This window comes from Flavobacterium sp. 22659 (genome assembly GCF_052044235.1).
GTDB lineage: Bacteria > Bacteroidota > Bacteroidia > Flavobacteriales > Flavobacteriaceae > Flavobacterium > Flavobacterium johnsoniae.
This window is the reverse complement of the sequence record NZ_JBQEMU010000007.1, coordinates 40,731-65,577: the sequence shown is the minus strand read 5'-3', so window position 1 is coordinate 65,577 and position 24,847 is coordinate 40,731. Positions and strand designations below refer to the sequence as shown.

17 protein-coding genes are annotated in these 24,847 nt (G+C 33.9%); 8 read left to right on the top strand and 9 right to left on the bottom strand.

Annotated features, from left to right (window positions below):
- The first annotated feature begins 108 nt into the window (after positions 1-108).
- On the top strand, positions 109-900 hold the full coding sequence (locus tag ACTJIW_RS09430) for a hypothetical protein (RefSeq protein ID WP_440718450.1): 792 nt from the start codon (positions 109-111) through the stop codon (positions 898-900).
- A gap of 6 nt (positions 901-906) precedes the next feature.
- On the opposite strand, the gene pbpC is transcribed toward ACTJIW_RS09430, so the two are convergent.
- Complete coding sequence (gene pbpC / locus ACTJIW_RS09425; RefSeq protein WP_440714547.1) at positions 907-3,282, bottom strand: penicillin-binding protein 1C; 2,376 nt, start codon at positions 3,280-3,282, stop codon at positions 907-909.
- 109 nt (positions 3,283-3,391) lie between these two features.
- Positions 3,392-9,079, bottom strand: a complete 5,688-nt coding sequence (locus ACTJIW_RS09420; protein WP_440714548.1) for an alpha-2-macroglobulin family protein — start codon at positions 9,077-9,079, stop codon at positions 3,392-3,394.
- Between the two features lie 232 nt (positions 9,080-9,311).
- On the opposite strand from ACTJIW_RS09420, the gene ACTJIW_RS09415 reads away from it, so the two are divergent.
- The gene (locus ACTJIW_RS09415; protein WP_440714549.1) at positions 9,312-9,905 is read left to right on the top strand and encodes a hypothetical protein; all 594 of its coding nucleotides are present in this window, start codon (positions 9,312-9,314) and stop codon (positions 9,903-9,905) included.
- A 31-nt stretch (positions 9,906-9,936) separates the two neighbouring features.
- On the opposite strand, the gene ACTJIW_RS09410 is transcribed toward ACTJIW_RS09415, so the two are convergent.
- From ACTJIW_RS09410 to ACTJIW_RS09400, 3 genes are read right to left on the bottom strand one after another with little or no spacing between them, the layout of a single operon-like run.
- Positions 9,937-10,569 (bottom strand): hypothetical protein, encoded by a 633-nt coding sequence (locus tag ACTJIW_RS09410; protein WP_440714550.1) that lies wholly within the window; start codon positions 10,567-10,569, stop codon positions 9,937-9,939.
- Positions 10,570-10,575: 6 nt separating this feature from the next.
- Positions 10,576-11,181: a hypothetical protein gene (locus tag ACTJIW_RS09405; protein ID WP_440714551.1), complete on the bottom strand. Its 606-nt coding sequence runs from the start codon at positions 11,179-11,181 to the stop codon at positions 10,576-10,578.
- 42 nt (positions 11,182-11,223) lie between these two features.
- On the bottom strand, positions 11,224-11,667 hold the full coding sequence (locus ACTJIW_RS09400) for a nucleoside deaminase (protein WP_012023603.1): 444 nt from the start codon (positions 11,665-11,667) through the stop codon (positions 11,224-11,226).
- Positions 11,668-11,728: 61 nt separating this feature from the next.
- Between ACTJIW_RS09400 and ACTJIW_RS09395 the strand changes: the two genes are divergently transcribed.
- The 3 genes from ACTJIW_RS09395 to ACTJIW_RS09385 are packed head-to-tail and all read left to right on the top strand — an operon-like array spanning position 11,729 to position 15,265.
- On the top strand, positions 11,729-12,400 hold the full coding sequence (locus ACTJIW_RS09395) for a hypothetical protein (RefSeq protein WP_440714552.1): 672 nt from the start codon (positions 11,729-11,731) through the stop codon (positions 12,398-12,400).
- 41 nt (positions 12,401-12,441) lie between these two features.
- Positions 12,442-14,229, top strand: coding sequence for a 1-deoxy-D-xylulose-5-phosphate synthase (locus tag ACTJIW_RS09390; RefSeq protein WP_440714553.1), 1,788 nt, complete (start codon positions 12,442-12,444; stop codon positions 14,227-14,229).
- A 34-nt stretch (positions 14,230-14,263) separates the two neighbouring features.
- On the top strand, positions 14,264-15,265 hold the full coding sequence (locus ACTJIW_RS09385; RefSeq protein WP_121362436.1) for a DUF3078 domain-containing protein: 1,002 nt from the start codon (positions 14,264-14,266) through the stop codon (positions 15,263-15,265).
- Between the two features lie 67 nt (positions 15,266-15,332).
- On the opposite strand, the gene ACTJIW_RS09380 is transcribed toward ACTJIW_RS09385, so the two are convergent.
- Together ACTJIW_RS09380 and ACTJIW_RS09375 are read right to left on the bottom strand one after the other, a co-directional pair.
- On the bottom strand, positions 15,333-16,679 hold the full coding sequence (locus ACTJIW_RS09380; RefSeq protein ID WP_012023599.1) for a deoxyguanosinetriphosphate triphosphohydrolase: 1,347 nt from the start codon (positions 16,677-16,679) through the stop codon (positions 15,333-15,335).
- Positions 16,680-16,798: 119 nt separating this feature from the next.
- Entirely contained in the window at positions 16,799-17,260 is a 462-nt protein-coding gene (locus ACTJIW_RS09375; protein ID WP_012023598.1) for an Lrp/AsnC family transcriptional regulator, read from the bottom strand.
- Between the two features lie 157 nt (positions 17,261-17,417).
- Here ACTJIW_RS09375 and metE point away from each other — a divergent pair, with 157 nt between their 5' ends.
- Complete coding sequence (gene metE, locus ACTJIW_RS09370) at positions 17,418-19,742, top strand: 5-methyltetrahydropteroyltriglutamate--homocysteine S-methyltransferase (protein ID WP_440714554.1); 2,325 nt, start codon at positions 17,418-17,420, stop codon at positions 19,740-19,742.
- Positions 19,743-19,931: 189 nt separating this feature from the next.
- On the opposite strand, the gene ACTJIW_RS09365 is transcribed toward metE, so the two are convergent.
- Both ACTJIW_RS09365 and ACTJIW_RS09360 read right to left on the bottom strand, forming a co-directional pair.
- Positions 19,932-20,513 carry an outer membrane beta-barrel protein gene (locus ACTJIW_RS09365; protein ID WP_012023596.1) on the bottom strand — a complete coding sequence of 194 codons (582 nt, stop codon included), beginning with the start codon at positions 20,511-20,513 and terminating at the stop codon, positions 19,932-19,934.
- 193 nt (positions 20,514-20,706) lie between these two features.
- Positions 20,707-21,291 carry an outer membrane beta-barrel protein gene (locus ACTJIW_RS09360; RefSeq protein WP_012023595.1) on the bottom strand — a complete coding sequence of 195 codons (585 nt, stop codon included), beginning with the start codon at positions 21,289-21,291 and terminating at the stop codon, positions 20,707-20,709.
- A gap of 147 nt (positions 21,292-21,438) precedes the next feature.
- Here ACTJIW_RS09360 and gldA point away from each other — a divergent pair, with 147 nt between their 5' ends.
- The gene (gldA, locus tag ACTJIW_RS09355; RefSeq protein WP_012023594.1) at positions 21,439-22,335 is read left to right on the top strand and encodes a gliding motility-associated ABC transporter ATP-binding subunit GldA; all 897 of its coding nucleotides are present in this window, start codon (positions 21,439-21,441) and stop codon (positions 22,333-22,335) included.
- A gap of 389 nt (positions 22,336-22,724) precedes the next feature.
- Positions 22,725-24,842: a TonB-dependent receptor domain-containing protein gene (locus tag ACTJIW_RS09350; protein WP_440714555.1), complete on the top strand. Its 2,118-nt coding sequence runs from the start codon at positions 22,725-22,727 to the stop codon at positions 24,840-24,842.
- Positions 24,843-24,847: the final 5 nt, after the last annotated feature.

Here is a 24,847-nt window from a genome sequence, read left to right as displayed (position 1 = left end):
CCTTTTTACAAAGTGTGCTTTATGTCTTATAGTGACATAAAAAAAGCTCATACTGCCAGTAAAATTTTTACAATTAAAGTACGTTTGCATAATTTTAAACAACTATACATGAAAGCTGTTGTAACTTCTATTTTTAAGAAAAAATACATTTATATATCAATCCTTTTTTTGTTTACTTCAAAAATATCCGCTCAAAATGATACCATCTTTTTTGATAAAGACTGGAAAATATCTAATAAAGTAACGGCTTTGTATTACAGAATTAAACCTTTAAAAATAAAAACAAAAGACGCGATAGGATACAAAATAAAGAATACCGACTCTCTTTTTGTAATCAAGGATTACTATTTAAATAATAACAAAATACAATTTCAAGGTTATTCACAAGACTATAATGGCGACTATTTAGTTGGCAGAGCAAAATGGTATAATGAAAATGACGGTACAATTGATACAAGAGAATTTGACTATAAGGAAAACTACAATACTCCAAAATTTAAATTTCCAGATTGGCCTATCCTCTATTTAAATTATTCTATTGCCGATAAAAGCCTGTTAACTGCTGGTCTGGAATTTTGTTTAGATTGTCATACTCGCAATAAAATCTTTTTGGGTGCAGGATATGGAATTACAAACAGCTATAATGGCAGGTATTATGGTCTTCCAGACGTTCACCTATCAGTTAATTCAGAATATTTTCTATTTTTAAAAGCTGGAAGTTCTACCAAAAATGCTTATGCAATGGGAGGCATAACTTTATTTAATGCAATGGATTTAGGTTTAGGTTATTCATTTCCATATAACAAAGAAAAAATTCCAACTTATCAAGGATTCACAACTTCAATTACTTTTCGAATTACAAATAATAAAAAAGCATACAACCAACTCAAAGTCATGTAATAGATTTTATTCTCTTACAATCTCGATTCTGCGTCTAATTTCATTTCCAGAAGCATCTACAACCGTGATATAATGTATTCCAGTTGTTGGCGTAATAGGCAGTTCATGAAAGGTTTTGGTTGTTGCTTTATAAACATCGTCAACATACCAGAATAATTCTTTATCTCTTTCAGAATACGCTACTTTTAAAATTACGGGCTGTACGTTGCTGTTAAAGTCCTTTGTTAAATAGATTTTACTATTCGCTTTGGGATAAATAAAATCCATTGTAGTGGTTTGCGTTCCTTCGCATCCTTCTTTAAATGGTGGCAACGGCAAATATTCGATATGCTGGCTTTTGTAATACCAAGCCATAACAGGAGGCAGTACAAACCAGTTTTTAGTAACAATATTATCGATACTCTCACAGCTGCTGTTTACTTGAAACTGCTCTGTTTTATCTAAATGAATTGTTCTGTGATATGGGCAGACCTTGGTCGATTTACCTTTTTTAGTAACCCATTGTTTAATTTTCGGGCAGTTGTCTTTTGCCAAATAACCGCTTAGACGGCAAACCTCAACTTCGGCTAAATCATTATACGGCGTATCAAACCATCGTTGTCTTGGCAGTAAATTAAAAACATCAAATAAAATTGGCGCAGCACTAGTTACTCCTGTCAAAGTTGGTCTTCCCTCACCCGTAGCATTTCCAACCCAAATTCCAACTACATATCTTGAATTTGTTCCAATAGCCCATGCATCTCGATTTCCAAAACTTGTTCCCGTTTTCCATGCAATTTTTAAAGAACTGTCATAAAACTTCCAGGCTTCATCTCCTTCCGGCCTATTAACCTCTTCCATTGCGTTGTAGGTTAACCAAATTGATCCTGCACCCAAGATATTCTTCTGGTCGGTTTCAGACCCAAAATCGGGCTTAAAATCATTTTTGTAATTCAGCTCTGTGAACTCGTTGGTTCTATATTTCCCTTTATTTTTAGTATAATAATTGACCGTAGATGAAAGATTTGCGTATGTTCGGCATAAATCCCATAAATTACTTTCTGCACCACCCAAAATAAGCGACAAACCATAATGATCCGGCGTTTTATTAATATTCTTTAATTTGAACTTTTGCAATTCCTCGTAAAACTTGTTTACCGTAAATTCCTGAAGCATTAAAACCGCAGGAATATTCAACGAACGTGACAATGCACGATGAGCTGGAACTGCCCCATCAAAAGTTAGGTTGAAATTCTGAGGAGTATATCCTGAAATCTGTGTTGGAATATCGGCTACTAAAGTATTAGGCAATAATTCGCCGTCATCTAACATTGCTCCGTACAAAAGCGGTTTCAAAATACTGCCTGTACTTCGCGGCGCATCAATAATATCAACATCTTTTTGATGGTCTTTATCTGTTGGAGAGTTCCCAACATAACTCATTACATTTCTACTCTGAACATCTATTACCAAAATAGCCAGATTATGCACTTCATTCTGCTTATACTGATTGTAATAATATCTAGCAATTTGATTGACACGATTTTGCAAAGCATAATCAATCGTCGTTTTTACTCTCGTTCCTTCTTCATTTTTTGCCACTCTCTGTAATAAATGAGGCGCGATTTGAGGCAGATCATACGGTTTTTGAGGCAAAGGTTCTTCTACAGAAAGTTCATACGTCTGTTTATCGATTATGCCTTCCTGATGCAGTTTTAATAAAAGACGATTTCGTTTGTTGAGTAATTTTATCTGATTTTTTCCGGGATAAATTAAACTTGGCGCATTGGGTAAAACAGCCAAAACTGCATTTTCTGCCCAAGATAATTGATTCGATTGTACTCCAAAATAACGCCATGAAGCCATTTCCAGTCCTACAACATTTCCTCCAAATGGCGCGTGTGCAGCGTACATTTCGAGAATTTCATTCTTAGAATAACCTAATTCTAATCTTGTAGCGAGAATAATTTCTATTAGTTTTTCAAAATACGTTCTATTTTTTCCTTTTCGAGAAAGTCTGATTACTTGTTGCGTCAGTGTACTTCCGCCTCGAACAACCTTACCTGCTTTTCTATTTTGCTTAAAAGCATTTATCATCGCACCGGGATTGAAACCAGGATGTTTATAGAAGTATTCATCTTCAAAATAAACGATACACTTTTTGAATTTATCCGGAACGCTGTCCTGCGCCGGAAAACGCCATTGTCCGTCGCGCGCAATTTTAGCGCCTAGAAGTTCTCCTTCTTTACTTTCAATAACGGTTGAATACGGTTCTTTGAACAAAGTTCGAGGTATTGAAAAATAGTAAATCAGCAAGAGCACAAATGCAATTGCTGATTTTATTTTATTTCTTTTAATCCAGTTTATGACGCGTTGGAAAAACGCTATAAGTTTATTTTTCAAAACATTTAAAGGTTTTAGCCCACAGATTTTACAGATACAACAGGTTTTTACAGAGTAACTTAAAATCTGTGTTAATCCATTTCATCCGTACAATCTGTGGCCCATAAATTTACTTCACAACCTCAACCCAGAATCCTTTTGTTCGGGCTAAGAATGTATTATCGTACATTGCTTCGCATTGTAATCCAGGCAAATAATAGTTTCCTAAATACGATGCATTTAGCAGAATTCGGAAAACTTTGGTTTCTCTGGCTTTCATTCCAAAATAGAAATTCGTTCTGTCGTCACGAATATCAATATAATCGGCGATATTGTTTACTGCGTCTCCGTAATCTGTGAAACGGGTATTTACAATTTCGAATCCTGAAGGCAGAATCTGCGATAACGCTACGTTTTGAACACTTTCTCCTCTTTGGTTTTTAATTGTAACCTCGGCAACAAATTCAGTTCCCTGATTGATTCTTGAAACATTAATTACACTTCCTTTTCTGTTTTTGAAAATAATAGAAGCTGTAACATCACTTTGAACCGCATTTTCTTGTCCGATAGGCAATATTCCTGTATTCAATACACGAACATAAACTGTATTTGCTTTATTGTTTTTCAGCGTAATACTGTTTGCCCCAGAAGCAACAGATAAACTGCGATCTGCAACCGATTTACCTGTGTTTATGGTCTCGCCTTTTCCGTTTTTACTAAACTGAATGTTGATTCCTTTTGGTCCATTGCTCACCGCAAATTTCGACATTGCATATAAACAATAAGCCGTTGTCTGCGTACTCATCCATTGATTAGCCGACATTTCTTTGGCTAATTTAGAAGCTGTTACAAATGCTTTCTGTTTCTGATCTAAAAGAAGCATCGTTTCAAGAGCCATTGCTCTGTTTCTTTCGCTAGAACCATAATAGTAATAACTGTATTCATCTGAACTTCCATCAATGCTGGTTTTCAAGAACAAACTTTGTCCCGCCGATTTCTGTCCAGCTAAAACATAAGCCGCTGCTAAGCGAAGCATACTTTCGTTTGAAATACCTTTTGTTTCACGCAATCTGTTCATTGACGATAAATCGGCATTTCCAGCTAATGCTAAAGTGTACAATCTATAAGCCTGAGCTAAATCATTTCCGTATTTAGGTTCAAAACGCCATTGTTTTGCTTCTTTTTGCTGATAACCTAACCATTTCGATTTGAAATTAATTGGCAGTACATATCCTTTTTTCTCTGCTTCAATTAAGAAATGTCCAGCATAAGAAGTTCCCCAATCGTCTGCAATTGCATTTCCTTGCCAGTACGGCATTCCTCCATTTGATAACTGGAAATTACCCAATCTCTGAATTCCAGCCGCAATATTTTTTTGAATTAAATCTTTACGTTTTGCATCAATATCAGCTACATCTCCCAAATACAATTGTGGGAAAACAGATGAAGTAGTCTGTTCTACACAACCATGCGGATATTGAATCAAGAATTGCAATCTTCCATTTAAATTCATTGACGGCATTGACGAAACTTCTAATCTTGCTTTGTTGCTTCCTGCAATTCCGAAAGTTTTCCATGAAATTGTCTTCGTACTGTTTGGCGTTAAAACAACATCTGTAAAAGTGCTCGTAACTGGATTTGGATTCGTCATGTCAATCTCAACATCATAAGTTGATTTCTCGCTTCCAGATGTTGCGATTACCTGAACTTTTGCAATTCCAGTTGCAGAACCCACAACTAAATTAAAATACGCCATTTTTTCATCTGGCTGTGCAAAACTTAATTTTTGAACCGCACTTCCCATTACTTTCAATCCGTTGCTGGTTTTTACCTGAATTGAAACATTTTTAATTTTATTTTCAGTTGCAAAAACTGTCACTGGCAATGTTACTTTTTCTGACGGCGAAATTTTTCTTGGTAATGAAGCCAATACCATCAGCGGACTCTTAACCTGAGTTGCTTTTTCAACGCTTCCGTAAGCGCTTGTATTTGCATCTCCCGCTACAACCATCGTTCGTACAGAACCAATATATTTCGGAAGTTTTAATTCATGCGATTTTGTTTCTCCTTTTCCTAATTTAAATGGTCCGTAATACAATACTACAGGTTTAAAACGATTGGCTTTTTTAGCTTTTCCGCCTCCTAAATCCTGGTCACCACCAATACTGAAAATCTGATTTATTTTTCCGCCGTAAGCGCCAATTACATCATCATAAACGTCCCAAGTTTTTACTCCCAAAGCTTCGCGAACGTAGAAACTATCCCACGCATTTGGTGTTTTAAAACGAGTTAAATCCAGAAGTCCTTCATCTACAACTGCGATTGTATACGTCATTTCTTTACCTGATTTCTCACCTACTTTTACTGTAAACGGCTGTTCTGGTCTTAATACATCTGGCATATTAAGAGTCGGTGCCAAAATTGTGTTTTTATCTACCACTTCAATTGGTACAATTCCGTACATACGAATCGGCGAATCGTTTTTAGTTGAAGCATGAGGCTGTAATAAGGTAATATTAAAATACACGTTTGGCGCCATAGCTCCTGTAATTGGAACTTCAACTTTTGTTTCTCCATTTTTAGTTTCGGCCCAAATAGTCTGCACGACTCTCGATCCGTTTTCGATAGAAATCAACGCACGTCCGCCTTCACTTGACGGGAAAGAAATGTGTGCTTTTTCTCCAACCGCATAATTCTTTTTATCGGTAGAAAAAACTAACATATTGGCTGTCGAAGCATCTCTGTTTCGTGTTTTTCCAGACCAGATTGGCCAGTCGATATTTACGGTTAAAGATGTTGCATGACCATCTTGCTGATCGGCAACACGAATTAAGTAGCGCCCCCATTCTTCGTCTGTCAAGGCAAACTGGAAACTTCCTTTTCCGTTAGAATCAGTATTGATTACAAAAGTTTTGTATGAAGTTGTTGCATTTGAAGAATTATAATTTGATAAATTATCGCTTGATGAATCCCACCACCATCTCCAGTCTACTTTGTAAACTCTTACTTCGAGATTACGAACTGATTTTGGTCTTCCGTTTTCATCAACCGTTACAACATCAAAACGATTGTTTGTTCTCGTTTCAAGCATGCTGTATTTATTCAGTTCAGGCGTTTTAACTCCAACGTAAGTTTTGTACGGAGAATAGGTCGTTGACATCACATCGGTACTAAAATCCCCTCCTTCTTCATACACTTTTGTAATGAATGAAGCGCGAAGCATTCCCGGTGCCTGACCTTGCAATCTTGGCTGAATGTTTACAGATGCTTTTCCATTTTCGTTTAATTTTCCAGAGAAAATATTGATTTCTTCTGTACTGAATTGGCGTGCCAAATCATCAAAAGTATATTTTTCATAGCCTTTAAATGTTGTGCTTTGCTGAGAGAATTTAGCCTGCATTTCTACATTCAAATTCTTAGCAATTGCACCGTGAAGCCATGTTACTTCAAGATTGTCTGTATTTGGATACGAAGCCGAAAGTGTTTTTCTGCTAAATGTATTCTTGATTTTTAAACGATTTGGTTTGATGGTTTCAATCTTGATGCTCTTATAGAATTTAGCACCACCAACGCTTACCATTGCTTCCCAGTTTCCTGTTGGAGCATCTTGATTTGTTGGCACTATAAAGGCATAATGATTTAAATCGTTCGTTTTTTGAACGGTTTGATAAACCGTCTTACCATTCGGGTCGTTTAATCGGAATTTAATTGGATGTGATTTCGGAAGTTTATTCGCAGCATCATTCAAAATAAATGACAGATACAAATTATCTCCCGGGCGCCAAACACCTCTTTCTCCATAAATAAATCCTTTTAGACCTTTTTGTAAAGTCTCTCCGGCAACATCGAAATTACTTACTGACAATGAAAGTCCGTCGTCTAATTTCACGTAAGTCGATTGATCGCCTAAAGTTACAATCGCAAAATAAGCGAATTTATCCAATTGGAAAGATGCAATTCCTTCGCTGCTTGTTGCTTCTGTTGCAATTTTTTGCTGTTGGAAGTTGTATAAATCTACTCTTGCGTTTGAAACTGGCTCAGTTGTAACGATATTGTTGACAGCGAATAAGTACGATTTGTTTTCGCCTCTTTTTGCAATAACTCCTAAATCTGATGCTAAAATATTTGTTGCAATTCTTGCATTGTAATAGTAAGAACCTGTACAAGGATCCTGGCTTTCTCTCCAATCATAATCATCATAATAGTAATAATCGTCGTAAGAGTTTCCGCTGTAGTTTACGTCGTTTTCATCAACTTCTTCCTCCTCGGTTTCATCGTCATTACCTTCTGATGTTTCACATTTGTAAAGCGAGTATTTCTTTTTATACACAAATTCAACTCTATAAATTGCTCCCGGTTCTGGTTTAATGATTTTAGATAAATCTAAAGCATATGTATTCCATTTTGCCAGATTTACGAGCGTGCTTTCCCTTAAATTTAAAGTAGTTTTGGCAATTGGCTGTGCTACTTTTTTGAGATTTTGTCCGCCGTTTAATTCATTGTATTGAAGAAACTGCAGAATATTGTTTTTGTAAATCTTGTATACTTTTACATCAACCGCACTCAGATTTACGGCTTCGAAATTCAGTTTTAAATTGTTTGAACTTGGCAGAATTGTTCCGTTTTTTACAAAACGAACATTTGGTTTTATCTGGTCAAAAGAGATTTTCTCTGTATAATTATTTTCCAGTTTTTTGCCGTACTGGCTTTCTATTCCCTGAAAAACTTCCAATAATAATTCACCAGTAACAACTTGCTCTGGTTCTTCGTCTGGTACATATTCAACGGCATCTTCTACAACTGCGGCTGCTGAATCTACTGCTACTGCAGCTGAATCAACCACAACGGAAGCCGAGTCTACAGCAACAGCAACAGGCTCTTCTGCAACAACTGTCACTGGCTCTGCTTTTTTAGGCGCATTTTGATTGGTAAAATATACTTTTAGTAAATTTCCTTGTGTAGAAAATTTCAAATTATTGGTGTTTTGAATTGAAACCAATCCAGCAAAATCCTGACCTTTTTCTAATGGTTCAGAGAAATTAATTAAAACCTGCTGATTGTTTCCATCTGGAACTTCAACCTTTATAACTTTAAATTCATTAATGCTTGTAATAGGGAAATCGATTTGTCCTTTCTGGTCAATATCAAAATCATTTCCATCATAAATAATCTCTAAGTTTGAAGCTTCTGACTGACGCTGAATGCTGTCAATTATAAAACGAAACTCTTTTGCCGGCCCGTTTATTTTCTCAAATTTAATTTTAAGATTATTTCCATTATGTTTGGCTTCAACCAGCTTTTGAGCTGTTTCAAGATCAATATTATCTGCCGTTTTTAAAACGCAGTTTAAATATTGGTATTCTTTACTGTAAGATTGAATATCTCCCGTATTTATGGTAAAATCCTGCTTAACTGTCTTAACTGTAAAGTTGAATTTAGACAATTCTTTTTCTTTCTCTTTTGGAATGGCAGTCAGTTTATCTAAGTTTAAAGTGACTTGATATTCTGTCCCTGCTTTTAGTTTTTTCTCCGGAATAAAAGCTAATGTATTAGTAGAAAGTGCTACCACTTTTCCGTGAACACTTGGCGAAATATCAAATAAATCATCGTCTAATTCCTGATTGGGTTTCCAATCGTTTTTATCGAAAGCCAAAACCACACGAATATCTGAATCTGAAGAAACAATTCCGCCTGTGAAACTGGTAATGTAATCTTTGAATAGCGAAAAATCGGAGTTGAAATCAGCAGCCGATTTGCGTCCGCAGGATTGAAAAATAAAAAACACAAAAAATACGAGAGATAGTCCTTTTGCTTTCACTTTTATTTAGAGTTAAATGGTTAACAAATTAAGATTTTAATGCGATTTACCGTTAAAAGTAGTAATAGCAAAATACGAATTAAATCACGATAAATGTAAAATATTTTTTCGTTCCTTTAAGAAGAAAATTCTCTAATTTTATTATTTAACTTTTGTTGAAGTCACAGCTTACTACAGAGGTACTCAGAAGCTTGTTTGAACATTAAATGCATTTTTAAAACTATATTATTTCATGTTCCTAAAACATAAAAATATTATATTCGCTCAACTTAAAAATATAGTGATGCCCCTTAATCGAGAAGGAAAGTTTATTGAAAAGAAATTTGTTACCAATAATAAAAAGATTGTTATTAAGATTTTGTATTTAATTACTTTTCTGATTTCTATTGTTTTTATAGATTATTATTTACTACCAAAAACAAGTACAAACGACAATATTGACTACTACATTGAAAATGTTGGAAAAAATAGAAATGGGCGCTCAAAAAATATAGTTTCCTATAATTATTACACAAAAAAACAAAATACTTTTTCAACCAAAAACTTTCTTGTAGAGGAAGATGATATAGAAATCGAATATACTCTACTATTAAAAAGCGTTACAAAGGTTAAATCAAAAGATGCAGATTATTCAAAATATCTTGTTAACGGTTTAAATCCAAATGGTATTGAACTTTATTGCTGTTTTATAATTCTTTTATCTATAGCAGTAAGTTTAAAAATATTACACTCTAAAAAAGCAATCTCCGAAAATGCATTTTACAATATTATCTGCCTTAATGGCTTTTTATTATTTGTAACAATTTATTTGATGGGTTTGTTTTAAACAGAGAAAATCTCTTCATCTTTTTAAACGTTTAAAATTCTGTTCCCAATTTTGATAAAATTTTATCCATTTCCTGAAAGTGCTCTTCTGTGTTGGAGGAATAAAAAAGTTGATTATTACTCATGATTATAATTACATCGTCATCATAATTTCCATAAAAATTTATTCCGTCAGCCCATTGTTTAAAAGCAACATCTTTATTTTTGAAATTCTCATCAATAAATTTTAAGGCTTTATCATCTATTTCATAAAAACATTCTGAATAGAAATCCAACCCAAAACCAGCCTGAAGATAAGCCATTGCAGTAAAAAAATCTGTCAAAGTTTCGGTTTCCAGATTCCATTCCTTTTCATCAAAACTCATATAAACCGTCGGATTGTTTTTTGACAAATCGTCTTTATGAATTCCCCAAACACAAGCATGCTGATTTTCTGTATAAAAAATCAAATATTCATCAGTCGCATAATTTATTAAACGATCGACAGCAACTAACGAATCTTGTGTATTATTTAATTTTTGAATTTTACCCAATTCAGTATAATAATCAACAAATACTTCTGGAAGATTACCAAAGCTATTTTTAACAATTTGAATTTCATCATTAGAGAAACCGTTAGGTTCTGTAATATGAAATAGCTTTTTTATTATTGAGAAATCTGTCATAGTCATTTAATATTTTGGCACTCCTGCTTTCCACATTTCTTCAACAGTCTTTAGCGGATAATTATCTTCTCCCAGTAAATGGAATTGTTTTAACGGATCAATCCATTGATCATTTTCTATTGACAAAATTAATCTACGAACAAATTCATACCCTGTATTATATCCTATTATTTCATAAGGTCTTGAGTTATATTCTTTTTTATCAATATTATATTTCACAATTTCATTTCCCATAATACCTTGATCTCCAATTTCAGGGTCAATTCTTACCAAATTATAAATAAGTTCTTCATCGGTGAATTCTGAACTACTCCCCCATTGTCCTCTATCTTTACTAATAAATAATTCTGGTATTGCAATATTTAAATTTGGTTTAATATTTTTGATTTTTCCTATAGAGCATTTTTTAAAAAATTCTTTTAAAACCATACATACTCCAAAAGGTTCAAATAGACTTAAGTCAATCTGATCACTATCAAAATCTGAATCTGAACTTTTTAAATTAAAAACCGCAACAAATGGTTTTCTTAAAACCTGAACCACTATAAAAAGATCATTCTTCAATTGTATTGAGTGAATCTCGTTTTCTATCCATGTAAACCTCTTTAGCATTTCTTATCATTTAAAAGAAGCTAAATTACTACAAAAAAAACATTATTTCCTTCTTTCCAGAAAAAAACGTTTCATAAGATCTGCTGCTTCATTTGCCATTACACCAGAAACAACAGTAGTTTTAGGATGCAGTTTTGTTCCCATATTGATAAAGCCGCGCTGTTCGTCGCGTGCACCAAAAACAATCTTTGAAATCTGGCTCCAGTACAAAGCACCAGCGCACATTTGACAAGGTTCGAGCGTTACGTACAAAGTACAATCTTTTAAATATTTTCCGCCAAGAAAATTTGCTGCAGCGGTTATCGACTGCATTTCGGCATGAGCAGTAACATCATTTAGTAATTCTGTCAAGTTATGACTTCTTGCAATTACTTTATCGGCTACGACAATTATGGCTCCTACAGGAATTTCGCCTTTTTCATAAGCGATTTCAGCTTCCTGCAAAGCTTTTTTCATAAAATATTCGTCGGTGAAAGGATTTATCATACTTGCAAAAATAAGATTTTACAACTTATTTTTTATTACATTTAAATCGTGATAATAGAATATGGAAAGAAAACATAAAATAACTGCTAAAACACAGTACTACAGGTTATTTTTACCGGCATTGTTTACAGTTATTGTAACAATTTTGTTTAGCTGCCAAAACAAAGACGAAAGACAACAGAAAACCGAAGATACCCAAACTGTTTCAAATTCTGCTGCAGCAAAATCAGTTGTTACAGACGAAACTTTAGAGAATACAGATAGTTCAGTCAAAATTGTAACGCCTCCAGAGTCTTTAAAGAAAGCTGATGATGTTAAATCTGTAAAAAAAGATGAAAACAACGAACTAAAATCAAGTACGGCATTATCGACTAAAGCGGAGAAAGTAAGCACTTCTTCAAAAAAAGAAATTAAAGAAACTGCCGTGAATACTCCAACTCAAATTAATGCAGAATTTCCGGGTGGTATTGACCAATTTTATACTTTTTTTGGAAAAGAATTTAAAAAACCAGAAAATGTATATTATTGGAAACTCAATCTGAAACTGGCATTTGCAGTAGAAAAAAACGGTTCCGTATCTTTTCTTGAATGTTCTCCTGCTATCGAAGAACCGTTAGAAAAAGAAATTATCAGGGTTTTGAATGCTTGCCCAAAATGGCAGCCTGGTGAATTAAACGGAAAAAAAATCAGGATGCAGTATTCTCTGCCTATTTTCCTGCACAATACTCAGTAATAAAATTAAATTAAAACCGTAAATTTGCTTTTTACCTTACAATGAAAAGCGATTTACTTTCCAACATATACAATCCTGCTGATTTACGTCTTTTAAAAGAAGAACAGCTTACTCAAGTGGCTCAGGAACTTCGTCAGTTTATTATTGATGTCGTTTCGGTAAAAGAAGGACATTTGGGCGCCAGCCTGGGTGTAATTGAATTGACAATTGCACTGCATTATGTTTTTAATACTCCAGATGATTTACTGGTTTGGGATGTTGGGCATCAGGCTTATGGTCATAAGATCTTAACCGAAAGAAGAGAAATTTTTCATACTAACAGACAAATCGACGGAATTTCCGGCTTTCCAAAAAGAACTGAAAGTGTATACGACACGTTTGGCGTGGGACATTCTTCGACTTCAATTTCTGCAGCACTTGGAATGGCGATTGCCTCTAAACTAAAAGGCGATTTAGACAAACAGCACATTGCGGTTATCGGCGACGCTTCGATTGCAAGCGGAATGGCTTTTGAAGGTCTAAATCATGCCGGTGTTACTGATGCTAATATTCTGGTAATTTTAAATGACAATGCTATTGGAATTGACCCAAGCGTAGGTGCATTAAAAAAGTATTTAACTGCGGTTAAAAACGGAAAAAATCCAAAGCAGAACAACATTATAAAATCTCTGAATTTTGATTATTCGGGGCCAATTGATGGTCATGATTTTCCAACTTTAATAAAAGAATTAAAACGTTTAAAAAAGATAAAAGGCCCTAAGTTTCTTCATATTGTAACTACAAAAGGGAAAGGACTGCAGCAGGCCGAGGAAAATCAGGTTAAGTATCATGCGCCAGGAAAATTTGATGCTTCGACCGGAGAAATTCATTTAAAATCTGAAGAAAATCTTCCGCCTAAATATCAGGATGTTTTTGGTTTGACTGTTCTGGATTTAGCCCGAAAAAATGAAAAAATAATTGGAATAACGCCCGCAATGCCATCTGGAAGTTCTTTAAAATTTATGATGGACGAATTGCCGGATCGTGCTTTTGACGTGGGTATTGCTGAACAGCATGCAGTAACTCTTGCTGCCGGAATGACAACTCAGGGCATGATGGTGTATTGCACGATTTATTCGACTTTTTTACAGCGTGCCTATGATCAGCTTATTCACGATGTGGCACTGCAAAATTTGCCTGTTATTTTTTGTCTTGACAGAGCTGGTTTGGTTGGCGAAGACGGTGCAACGCATCATGGTGTTTTTGATATTGCTTATCTGCGTTCGATTCCAAATATGATTATTTATGCGCCAATTAATGAAATTTCGCTTCAAAATATTTTATACACAGCTCAATTAGGTCTGAATAATCCTATAGCAATTCGATACCCAAGAGGACGCGGCGTTATAAAAAACTGGGAAGTAGAAAATTTCGGACAGTATGAAAAAATAAAAATAGGCGAAGGAAACTGCCTAAAAAACGGTACAAAAACAGCTGTTTTATCTACAGGAACGATTGGAAATAATGTAACAGATGCTTTAGCTGAATGCGCAGATGCCGACACTATTGCTCATTATGACTTTCCGTTCATAAAACCACTGGATATCAACTTATTAAAAACAATTTTCTCTACATTCGAAAACATTATTACAATAGAAGATGGAGTTAAAAAAGGAGGGTTTGGAAGTGCTGTTTTAGAGTTTGCAGCCACAAATAATTTTAAAAACAAGGTAAAAATTTTAGGCGTTCCAGATGAGTTTATTGAGCATGGAACCGTGCTGCAACTGCAACAATTGTGTAAAATTGACGTTAAAAGTTTAATAAATCTTTTTTCAAACGGCACAAAATAATTATTTTGCGGCACCAAAAAAAAATTAAAACCTAATGAAATTATTACGTTCAATCTTCTTGCTTTTATTTCTTTTGTGTACATCTAAGAATTTTGCTCAGATTATTCAAACAACATTAGATCCAAACCAAAGTCCTAAACCGCCTTCTAACTGGGCACAAAAAAACCAACTGGGACTCGATCTTTCACAAATTGCTTTTTTAAACTGGAGTGCCGGGGGAACCAGCTCTATTTCAGGATTATTTAAAGGAGAATTTTCCAGAACCTATATAAAAGGAAATCAGAAATGGTTTAATGAACTTATCATGAAATATGGTCTAAATAAACAGGATGGTACTGAATTAAGAAAGACAGATGATGCGGTTCAATTCAACTCAACTTATGGTTACAGAACAGATACAATTTCAAATTGGTATTATTCTGCAAAATTTAATTTCAATACACAATTTTCTAATGGTTACAATTATCCTAATAGAGATGTAGCTATTTCCAGACCTTTTGCGCCAGCATACATATTTCTGGGAGCTGGAGCTGAAAACTCTAATAAAGAGAAAAACAGAACTTTTTATTTCTCACCTATTACGTTAAAAACCACATTAGTATTAGATCAAAATTTAGCGAATCAAGGTTCTTTTGGTGTTAAAAAAGCCGTTTATGCACCTGATCCCTTAGATCCTACACAGCAGATTTTAGTTGAAGAAGGACAAAAAGTAAAAGCCGAATTTGGTATACTTTTGACAGCCTACATGAAAAATGAAATTTATAAAAACGTTTTTTACGAAAACAGGCTGAGTTTGTATACTGATTATTTAAACCGTTTCGGAAATGTCGATATTGATTATGACACACGTCTGGACCTGGTTGTAAATGCCTATGTAAAAGCAAATATTGGCGTTCACTTAATTTATGATGATGATATTAAAAACAAAAAAGATGTTGTAGATCCTGCTACAGGAACAAAAACCCAAATTAATGAAGGCCCTAAGATGCAGTTAAGACAAGTTCTTGGTGTTGGTGTCGTTTATGCCTTCAAGTAAATCCCAACGCTTTTAATTATAAAAAAACACCCCATAAAGATTTTATGGGGTGTTTTTTTGTTCAATATTAATTCTTTTTTCGTCCCTGAATCATTTCATATAATTCTAAAGCATTTCCATCTGTTAAAAGCGAAACGTAATGACAGATGTGAAGCAGACGTTCGTATAAATTACCTTTCTCTAAATGATGCTTTTCCGGGAGCATTTTCAAAATCAATTTATCGTAATTTGATGCCGTCCCTTCGTACTTATTATTAAAAGCTGTGATAAATTTATCCAGCAATGTCTGAATGATTTGATAACCTACAATTTCCTTTTCTATTACTTCACGGCTTTGATAAATTTTATCAACACTTAATTTGATAATGTCATTCATCTGCGCTTTATATTTGCTTTTATCTGTCAATGCAAAAGGAAAATTGCCCGCCAGAATTGCTTCTTCATTTTCAATAAAAACATCTACAGCATCGTTAATTAAAGCTCCAATTGCCAAAGCACGTAAATAACTAATTCTGTCTTCTTTGGTTTCTAACATATTGTATTTATCAACTCCAATATTATCTTTTACCAGTTTGATTAAATATTCAAGAGCGTAATCTTCAGAAACTAAACCTAGATTTATTCCATCTTCAAAATCAATAATTGTATAACAAATATCATCAGCTGCTTCGACTAAATATGCCAAAGGATGTCTTTCAAAACCAATATCACCATCTTCTTTATTTGCTATTAATCCCATATCAGCGGCCACTTCTTCAAAAAAGGTTTTGTCTGACTGAAAGAAACCATATTTTTTATCGGCAATATTATTTGTTGGTTTTTTCGGAAGACTTTCTTTTGGATATTTCATAAAAGCTCCTAAAGTGGCATACGAAATTCTAAGTCCGCCTTCGATTCCCGGACGGCTTGCTGTTAAAACTGAAAATCCATTGGCATTTCCTTCAAAATCAATTAAATCCTGCCATTGTTTTGCTGTCAGTTTATCTTTGTATTTTAATCCTTTTCCACTCGAAAAATACTCTCCAATTGCCTTTTCACCAGAATGTCCAAAAGGCGGGTTTCCAATATCATGCGCTAAAGAAGCCGCTGCCACAATTGCACCAAAATCATTCATATGATATCCGTGAACTTCTTTTAAATAAGGATATTTTTCGATGATTTTTTTACCAACCAAACGTCCTAAAGATCTTCCTACAACCGAAACTTCTAAACTATGCGTTAATCTGGTATGCACAAAATCTGTTTTAGAAAGCGGAATTACCTGAGTTTTATCTTGTAAAGAGCGAAAGGCAGCCGAAAATATAATTCGGTCATAATCGACCTCAAAACCTAATCGTGTATCATCTTGTTCTGCACGCAATCTTTTAATTGTATCTCCTTGACGTTTTAATGATAAAAGTTGTTCCCAGTTCATTTTTCAATTTTAGATATTAGATGGATGATTTTAGATTTATCATCTAAAATTCAAAAATACGTTTTATTTAGGATTTTGTTCAACCAAAATCCATTGATCCTTATAAATAATTTAATGTTTTAAAATTCAAGAGCAGTGCTGTGCTTGATTTCTCCCATTACAAAAATACTGTTCGTGTTTCCAATATTTTCAATGGTTGACAGCTTATTCATGACAAAATCCTGATAGCTAGCCATATCCTGCACCAATATTTTGAGCATAAAATCGTAATCGCCGGCTATATTATAACATTCTATAATTTCTGGAAGCGCCACAATATCTTTTACAAAATTACTCCCTACATTTTTTGCGTGTTCTTTTAAACGAACATTACAAAAAACGGTCATGCCGCGGTTCATTTTTTTCTTATCCAAAAGTGCTACATATTTTGTTATGTAACCATCTCTTTCCAGTCTTTTGATACGCTCGTAAACAGGCGTTACCGTCAGAAATAATTTACTCGCAAGATCTTTTGTATTGATATTACAGTCTTCCTGAAGGTATTTCAGGATCAGTAAATCGGTTTTATCTAAATTTTCCATAGTTTTTTTTACGGCTAAAAGTCAATTTAAAACAACTTAAAAGTAATTAAATCTTTAAAAAGTATATTTAATGACACTTTTTACTGAAATAATATTCAAATATAAGTTTAAAAAACCAATACAATAAATTTGTACAGTAAAAAATACTGAAATAGAAATGAAAACAAACAATTTAGGTTACCCAAGAATTGGCAGCAACAGAGAACTGAAAAAAGCCAGTGAACTGTATTGGGCCGGAAAAATTTCGGCAGATGAACTTCTGGATGCCGGAAAAGAAATCCGTCTTAAAAACTGGTGTTTACAATCTGAAGCCGGAGTTGATTTAATTCCGTGTAATGATTTTTCTTTTTATGATCACGTACTTGATTTAACATTGGCTGTTGGTGCAATTCCACAGCGTTATCATGAATTAGCAAAATCAAACTCTTCTTTAGATTTGTACTTTGCAATGGCAAGAGGATCACAAAAAAACGGGCAAGATGTTGTTGCAATGGAAATGACAAAATGGTTCGATACCAATTATCATTATATTGTTCCTGAATTCACTAAGAACCAAAAATTTGAATTGTTTTCAGAAAAAATAATTACTGAATTTAAAGAAGCAAATGCTGTTGGAATTAAAACAAAACCTGTTTTAATTGGACCTGTTTCTTACCTTTTACTAGGAAAAGAGAAAGAAGAAGGTTTTAACCGAATTGATCTTATTGATGCTTTACTTCCGGTTTATTTTGAAATTCTCGAAAAATTACAAATAGAAAACGCCGAATATATTCAGCTTGATGAACCTTTTTTAGCTTTAAATTTAACTGATAAAGAAAGAAAAGTTTTTACAAAAGTTTACAACGAAATCAATGTTCGTTTTCCAAAACTTAAAATTATTTTAGCCAATTACTTTGATTGTTTTGGAGAGAATCTTGAAACGGCTTTAGCGCTTCCGGTTGATACTTTACATTTAGATTTAGTACGTTGTCAGCTTCAGTTAGATGATATTTTAGAATCAGGAAAACTGGCTCCAAATGTAAACCTTTCGCTTGGAGTGGTTGACGGAAGAAATATCTGGAAAAACGACTTCAAAAAATCGTTGGAATTAATCAAAAAAGCAACTGATGCTTTGGGCGAAAACCGAATCTTGGTTGCTCCGTCTTGTTCTTTAATTCACAGTCCGTGCGATTTAGATCTAGAAACAAACGATCAGACTTTAACACCGGAAATTAAACAATGGCTTGCTTTTGCAAAACAGAAAATCAACGAAATTGTACTTTTAAAACAATTTGCTTCTGGCGAAGTTAACCCTGAAAACTCTGCTGATTACGAAAGAAATGTTATTGCAAATGAAAACCGCAAAACTTCAAAATTAATTCATAATAACGAAGTTAAAGCACGTGCTGCCGGAATTACCACTGCCGATGACAAACGTAAAAGTGCTTTTGCTTCAAGAAGAAAAAGCCAGATCGATGCTTTAAATCTGCCGTTATTTCCAACTACAACAATTGGATCTTTCCCTCAGACTGCAGAAGTGAGAAGCTGGAGAGCAAAATTCAAAAAAGGTGAACTAACTACTGAACAATACAACGATTTAATCGAAAAAGAAACTGAAGCTGCAATTCGTTTTCAGGAAGAAACTGGAATTGATGTTCTGGTACACGGAGAATTTGAGCGTAATGATATGGTAGAATATTTCGGCGAGCAATTAAACGGATTTACTTTTACTAAAAACGGCTGGGTTCAAAGCTACGGAAGCCGTTGTGTGAAACCGCCGGTTATTTATGGAGACGTTTCAAGACCAAACCCAATGACTGTAAAATGGTCAAAATATGCGCAGTCTCTAACTTCAAAATGGGTAAAAGGAATGTTGACTGGTCCTGTAACAATCTTACAATGGTCATTTGTTCGTAATGATCAGCCTCGTTCTGAAACTTGTACACAGATTGCTCTTGCCATTCGCGATGAAGTTGTAGATTTAGAAAAAGCAGGAATCAAAATTATTCAAATCGATGAGCCGGCAATTCGTGAAGGTTTACCTTTAAGAAAAGAAGAATGGGCAAAATATTTAGACTGGGCTGTAAAAGCTTTTAGAATTTCTGCAAGCGGTGTAAACGACGACACGCAGATTCACACGCACATGTGTTACAGCGAGTTCAACGACATCATCCAAAACATTGCCGACATGGATGCCGATGTTATTACAATCGAATGTTCTCGTTCGCAAATGGAACTTTTGGATGCTTTTGCCAACTTTAAATATCCTAACGAAATTGGACCTGGTGTTTATGACATTCACTCGCCGCGTGTTCCTTCGAGTAAAGAAATGGTTCGATTACTGGAAAAAGCTTCGGCTGTAATTCCTGTTGACCAGCTTTGGGTAAATCCGGATTGCGGTTTAAAAACCCGTCATTGGGACGAAACTAAAAAAGCCCTGATTGAAATGGTTGCTGCAGCTCAGGAAATGAGAAAAGCTATAGAAAATCCTCTTACTGAATAGTTTTATTTAGAATATATTTTTGTTTTTTTATTCCGGCAGGTGAGACCGAATTTAGTTATGATTCGTTTCGGTTTCACTTCTGTTGGTATACTATTTTTAGAGGAAGAAGAATTTCATTTTCATAAAATCTTTAACAAACAAAAAGCACTTCAAATGAAGTGCTTTTCTATTTTACATTAAAATCTAGAACTAGAAGTTTTTAGAAATCCCAATGTTTACTGTTTTTCCAAAATTGAAGTAAAAAGATTTAACATCTACACCATTATTATCATAGCTTAAAGTTTCATAGCCTAAACCTCCAATACTAAAATTAAGTCCAAAACCTTTTTTCATATTGATAAAAAGTGCCGGTGTAAGCCCAACATACATACCATCTGCTTTAGCATCAGATATCAGTGGATCATTTTCATAAGCTTTATTTCTTCGATTTTGAAAACCTGCTCCTAAATCACCAAAAACAGAAAAAGTTTCACTCAAAGGAACAGTATAACGTACAAATGCTCCAGCTTTAAAAGAATTAGATTTTGTTTTATTAAGATCTCCTTCTTGTTTAGAAGAAGATACTTTAAATTCTGCCCCAACGGTCCAATTATCATGAAATTGATAACCTGCTTTTGGAGAAAAATCAAAGCTTGTTGCTTTAACCTTATTAGATTGGTAATCATAAGTGTCAGAAGTATAACCGATATTTCCTCCAACTAAAATTGTTCCCTTTTGGGCATTTGCAAAGCCAAAAACTGACAATGCAAGAATAAGTAGCATTTTTTTCATAATGTGATATTTATTAAGATTTCACATACATACAACAACAAAAATACCACTGAATGCCAATACTAATTTTCTTAACAATTAATTAAAAACAGACCATTATAAATAAACTGAAAATTAAAATAACAAAAAGAAATAGTTATAAAAAAAGCACCTCGATTGAGGTGCTTTCTGAAATTGAATATATAATTTAAGATTAGAAGTTTTTAGAAATTCCAATGTTAAATGTTTGTCCAAAGTTAAAGTAGAATTTGCTGTAATCAGCTCCGTTGTTATCAAAACTTAAAGTTTCGTATCCTAAACCACCAATGCTGAAATTTAAACCAAAACCTTTTTTCATGTTAATGAAAAGAGCTGGAGTAACACCAACATACATACCGTCTCCTTTGTATTTTGCATAAGCATTTCCAGGTCCGTAAACTTTATCTTTTTGAGTTTGAAAACCAGCTCCCATATCAGCAAAAACAGCAAATGTTTGGCTTAATGGCACAGAATAACGAACAAATGCTCCTAATCTGAAATTGTTGTTTTTTTCTTCGATACCAGCTGTTGTTTCGTCGTTAGATGAGCTTACTGCAAACTCTCCTCCTACTGTCCAGTTATCGTTAAATTGGTAACCTACTTTTGGAGAAAAAGTAAATGTACTTGTTTTGTCTTCGCTGAATCTGTATTCTGATTTTTCAGAAGTATAACCGATGTTTCCACCTACTAAGATTGTTCCTTTTTGAGCGTTTGCAAAACTGCAGATAGCCAAAGCAGCCATCACTAGAATTTTTTTCATAATTTGGGTATATTTTTATTTTAGCATTCCTTTAACAATAACGATGCCGTGAATACTGGGCTGATGATTTTTTTTATATTTTTTTTAAGAGATGAATTTTTAGCAATCGAGACTATTTCTGTTTACTTTTGTAACAAATAAAAAGTCATGTCGATAGAAGTAAACAGTATATCAAAAAGTTACGGAGAGCAAAAAGCTTTAAATGAAATTTCTTTTAAAATTGAGAAAGGAGAAATCGTAGGATTCCTCGGTCCAAATGGAGCCGGAAAATCTACTTTGATGAAAATCCTGACCACTTATTTACTTGCCGACAGCGGCTCAGCCCTTGTAAATGGTCACGATGTCATGACAAATGCAAAAGCAGTACAACAGTCTATTGGTTACTTACCAGAGCATAATCCGTTATATTTGGATTTGTATGTTCGTGAGTATTTGGCTTTTAATGCCGATGTTTATAAAGTGCCAAAGTCAAGAATTGAAGAAGTAATCCAACTGACAGGACTGACACCGGAAAGTCATAAAAAAATCAGCCAGCTATCAAAAGGATACCGCCAGCGTGTAGGGCTTGCAAATGCTTTGTTACATAATCCGGATGTTTTAATTTTAGATGAACCAACTACAGGTCTGGATCCGAATCAGTTAATGGAAATTCGAAACGTAATTAAAAATATCGGAAAGGATAAAACCATTTTTCTTTCGACACATATTATGCAGGAAGTCGAAGCGATCTGCGACCGTGTCATAATTATTGACAAAGGACAAATTGTAGCCGACAATAAATTAGATCATTTAGTTGCTGCAGACAAGGAACAAGTTATTGAGGTTGAGTTTGATTATCAGATAGAAGAACAGCTTTTAGCAAAGCTTGAAAATATCGCTTCATACAAAAATACGCATGACATGACTTGGGAGCTAACTTTTATTACTGACAAAGATATGCGTCCTGCCATTTTTGACTTTGCTAACGAGAATGGATTAAAAACATTACAATTGAATCAGAAAAACAAAAACCTCGAAGCTGTATTTAGAGAGATTACTAAATAATTTTCAGTCTCAGTTTACAGTCTCAGTTTCTTATACCAACCCAATTTATTCCAGGAATAAATTGGGTTTTCTTTTTTAGAATTGTTATTTCTCTTAATAATTCTTTTTACCTCTAAAAATATTATTTATTCGTTATCAGACGATTATGCTTTATTTAAGCAAATTTTAACTATTTTTATTTAGACTTGTTATAAATAGTGTTATATTTGCCAAGCAAAAACATAATAATACCCTACCAAATGTTATCCTTTATCCACCATATAAAAGTCTTCTTCTGTTCAATTTTAAGCCAAACTGAAAGCTTTCAAAAAAAACTTTCTGATAAAATTGAAGAAATCGTTTTACAGTAAAAATATAAGCCTATTTAAAATTTAAAAGCCCAAAACGACATGAAGAATATTTTAACCTCAATTATGCTGGCATTTTCAGTATACTCCTATTCACAGACAGAACAGGAAAATGACAGCATAGTTGAAACCTCAATTAATGTTTTAGATGAAATCGTAATTACAAAAAAGAAAGTTTTATACACTCAAAAATCTGATCGATTGGTTTTCAATGTCGAAAATAGTATAGTTTCTGAAGGCGGCACAGCATTAGATGTTTTATCGCGTGCGCCCGGCGTTGTAGTTTCGCAGGACGGCGATTTATCTATTCGCGGACAGCAGGGTGTTGCCGTAATGATAAATGGCAAACTAACGCAGCTTTCGCAGAAAGAATTAGCCAATTACTTAAAATCGACTACTTCTTCGAATATTAAACAAATAGAAGTTATCACGAATCCTTCATCTAAATATGATGCTGCCGGAAAAGCAGGAATTATTAACATCATTTTAAAAAAACCAAGTAATTCAGGATTAAAAGGAACGGCATTTACCAGTTATGGCAGAGGCCGAAAAAATAGAACTAATTCTGGTGTTAACTTAAGTTACAACAAAAATAAACTGGGCCTTTTTGGAAATTACAGCTATACTTTTAGAGGTGAAGAAGAACTTAAAGAATTTAATCAGATCCAATATACAGATGCTGCGCGTACACAAATTTCGACTAAAAATCATCAGACTTCAATTACTGACGAACCGTTGACATCAAACAATTTTAAAGTTGGAGCGCAATATGAGATTTCTCCAAAAACAAATATCGAAGCTTATGTTGATGCTAAAATTGGACGTTATCAAAACATGGCAAACGGTACAAATACGGTTGTAAACGCAATGAATCAGCTTCAATTTGATGCTGTAACTTATAATGACAGCAAAGAAAAGTGGTTTGATTATACATACGCTTTTTCCGGACTTCATAAATTTAATACTGAAGGAAAAAATATGGCTTTTGATTTTGAATACGAAACTTCAAAATTCAGATCAAATCAATTTCAAAGTTCAAACGATCTTTCAAATACCACTGCTGTCAATGACCGAAGAGGTTATATTCCGTCACAATTAAAAGTTTTTACAGGAAAAGTTGATTTTACAAATCCTTTAAAAGAAAAACAATCTATTGAATGGGGTTTTAAAGCCAGTGTAAAAAATAATGACAATCCTTCGGTTTATGAATATTTAGACAATAATCAATGGGTTATAGATGCCAATTCTTCTAATCATTTTGAATATAAAGAACAGATTTATGCGGCTTATGCCAATTATAAATACCGAGTTGGGGACTTGAGCATTCAGGGTGGTGTACGATCTGAATATACAGCGATCGACATTTTACAAAAAACTTTAAACGAAGAACATAAAGACGATTATTTAAAATGGTTTCCAAGTCTTTCTTTAAAATATGAATTTACAAGCAGTCACTCTATTCATGCATCATACAGTAAAAGAATCAACAGACCTAGTCAGTTTGATCTGAATCCGTTCCGTTTTTATGATGACCCGTTTAACTATTCACAGGGAAATCCAAACTTAGTTCCTGAGATTACACACACGGCAGAAGTGGGATATGCCTGGAAAAGTGCTTTTATGGCGTCATTATATTTTAACACTACAAAAGATGTTTTTACAGATGTGTACAATTATAATCCAGACACTAATATAACTGTAACAACTCAAATTAATTTATCGAAATCATACAATTACGGATTAAATATTACTCATTCTGCCGAACTGGCAAAGTACTGGTCTGTAAATACACTTTTTAATGTTTTTGAAAACAGGTTTGAAGCAAATGCGCTCAATTCTTCTACAATTGACCCAATTGTGACTTTAAATTTAAATGTTCAGAATTCATTTACTATTACAGAAAGCCTGAAAGCAGAAGCGAATGCTCAATATCAGTCAAAATCAAATTTAGGAGTTTATGAACGTGACGGCTTTTTTGATCTGAGTATTGGAGTTTCAAAACAGGTATTGGCTGGCAAAGGAAGCTTTAAACTAAATTTTACAGATGTTCTTAATACGAATAATTTTTATATAAACTCAGCAGTTGGGCAGACTGCAATCAATAAACGATACAACTTGGATAATCGTATCGCTACATTAGCCTTTACATACAGAATTTAAATTCA

What these genes read in the sequence shown, in the direction of transcription:
- gldA (WP_012023594.1), top strand. Translation starts at nt 21,439, where the DNA reads ATGTCGATAGAAGTAAACAGTATATCAAAAAGTTACGGAGAGCAAAAA.
- ACTJIW_RS09390 (WP_440714553.1), top strand. Translation starts at nt 12,442, where the DNA reads ATGAAAAGCGATTTACTTTCCAACATATACAATCCTGCTGATTTACGT.
- ACTJIW_RS09405 (WP_440714551.1), bottom strand. Translation starts at nt 11,181, where the DNA reads ATGCTAAAGAGGTTTACATGGATAGAAAACGAGATTCACTCAATACAA.
- ACTJIW_RS09400 (WP_012023603.1), bottom strand. Translation starts at nt 11,667, where the DNA reads ATGATAAATCCTTTCACCGACGAATATTTTATGAAAAAAGCTTTGCAG.
- metE (WP_440714554.1), top strand. Translation starts at nt 17,418, where the DNA reads ATGAAAACAAACAATTTAGGTTACCCAAGAATTGGCAGCAACAGAGAA.
- ACTJIW_RS09350 (WP_440714555.1), top strand. Translation starts at nt 22,725, where the DNA reads ATGAAGAATATTTTAACCTCAATTATGCTGGCATTTTCAGTATACTCC.
- ACTJIW_RS09395 (WP_440714552.1), top strand. Translation starts at nt 11,729, where the DNA reads ATGGAAAGAAAACATAAAATAACTGCTAAAACACAGTACTACAGGTTA.
- ACTJIW_RS09410 (WP_440714550.1), bottom strand. Translation starts at nt 10,569, where the DNA reads ATGACAGATTTCTCAATAATAAAAAAGCTATTTCATATTACAGAACCT.
- ACTJIW_RS09375 (WP_012023598.1), bottom strand. Translation starts at nt 17,260, where the DNA reads ATGGAAAATTTAGATAAAACCGATTTACTGATCCTGAAATACCTTCAG.
- ACTJIW_RS09430 (WP_440718450.1), top strand. Translation starts at nt 109, where the DNA reads ATGAAAGCTGTTGTAACTTCTATTTTTAAGAAAAAATACATTTATATA.
- ACTJIW_RS09380 (WP_012023599.1), bottom strand. Translation starts at nt 16,679, where the DNA reads ATGAACTGGGAACAACTTTTATCATTAAAACGTCAAGGAGATACAATT.
- ACTJIW_RS09385 (WP_121362436.1), top strand. Translation starts at nt 14,264, where the DNA reads ATGAAATTATTACGTTCAATCTTCTTGCTTTTATTTCTTTTGTGTACA.
- ACTJIW_RS09365 (WP_012023596.1), bottom strand. Translation starts at nt 20,513, where the DNA reads ATGAAAAAAATGCTACTTATTCTTGCATTGTCAGTTTTTGGCTTTGCA.
- ACTJIW_RS09415 (WP_440714549.1), top strand. Translation starts at nt 9,312, where the DNA reads ATGTTCCTAAAACATAAAAATATTATATTCGCTCAACTTAAAAATATA.
- ACTJIW_RS09360 (WP_012023595.1), bottom strand. Translation starts at nt 21,291, where the DNA reads ATGAAAAAAATTCTAGTGATGGCTGCTTTGGCTATCTGCAGTTTTGCA.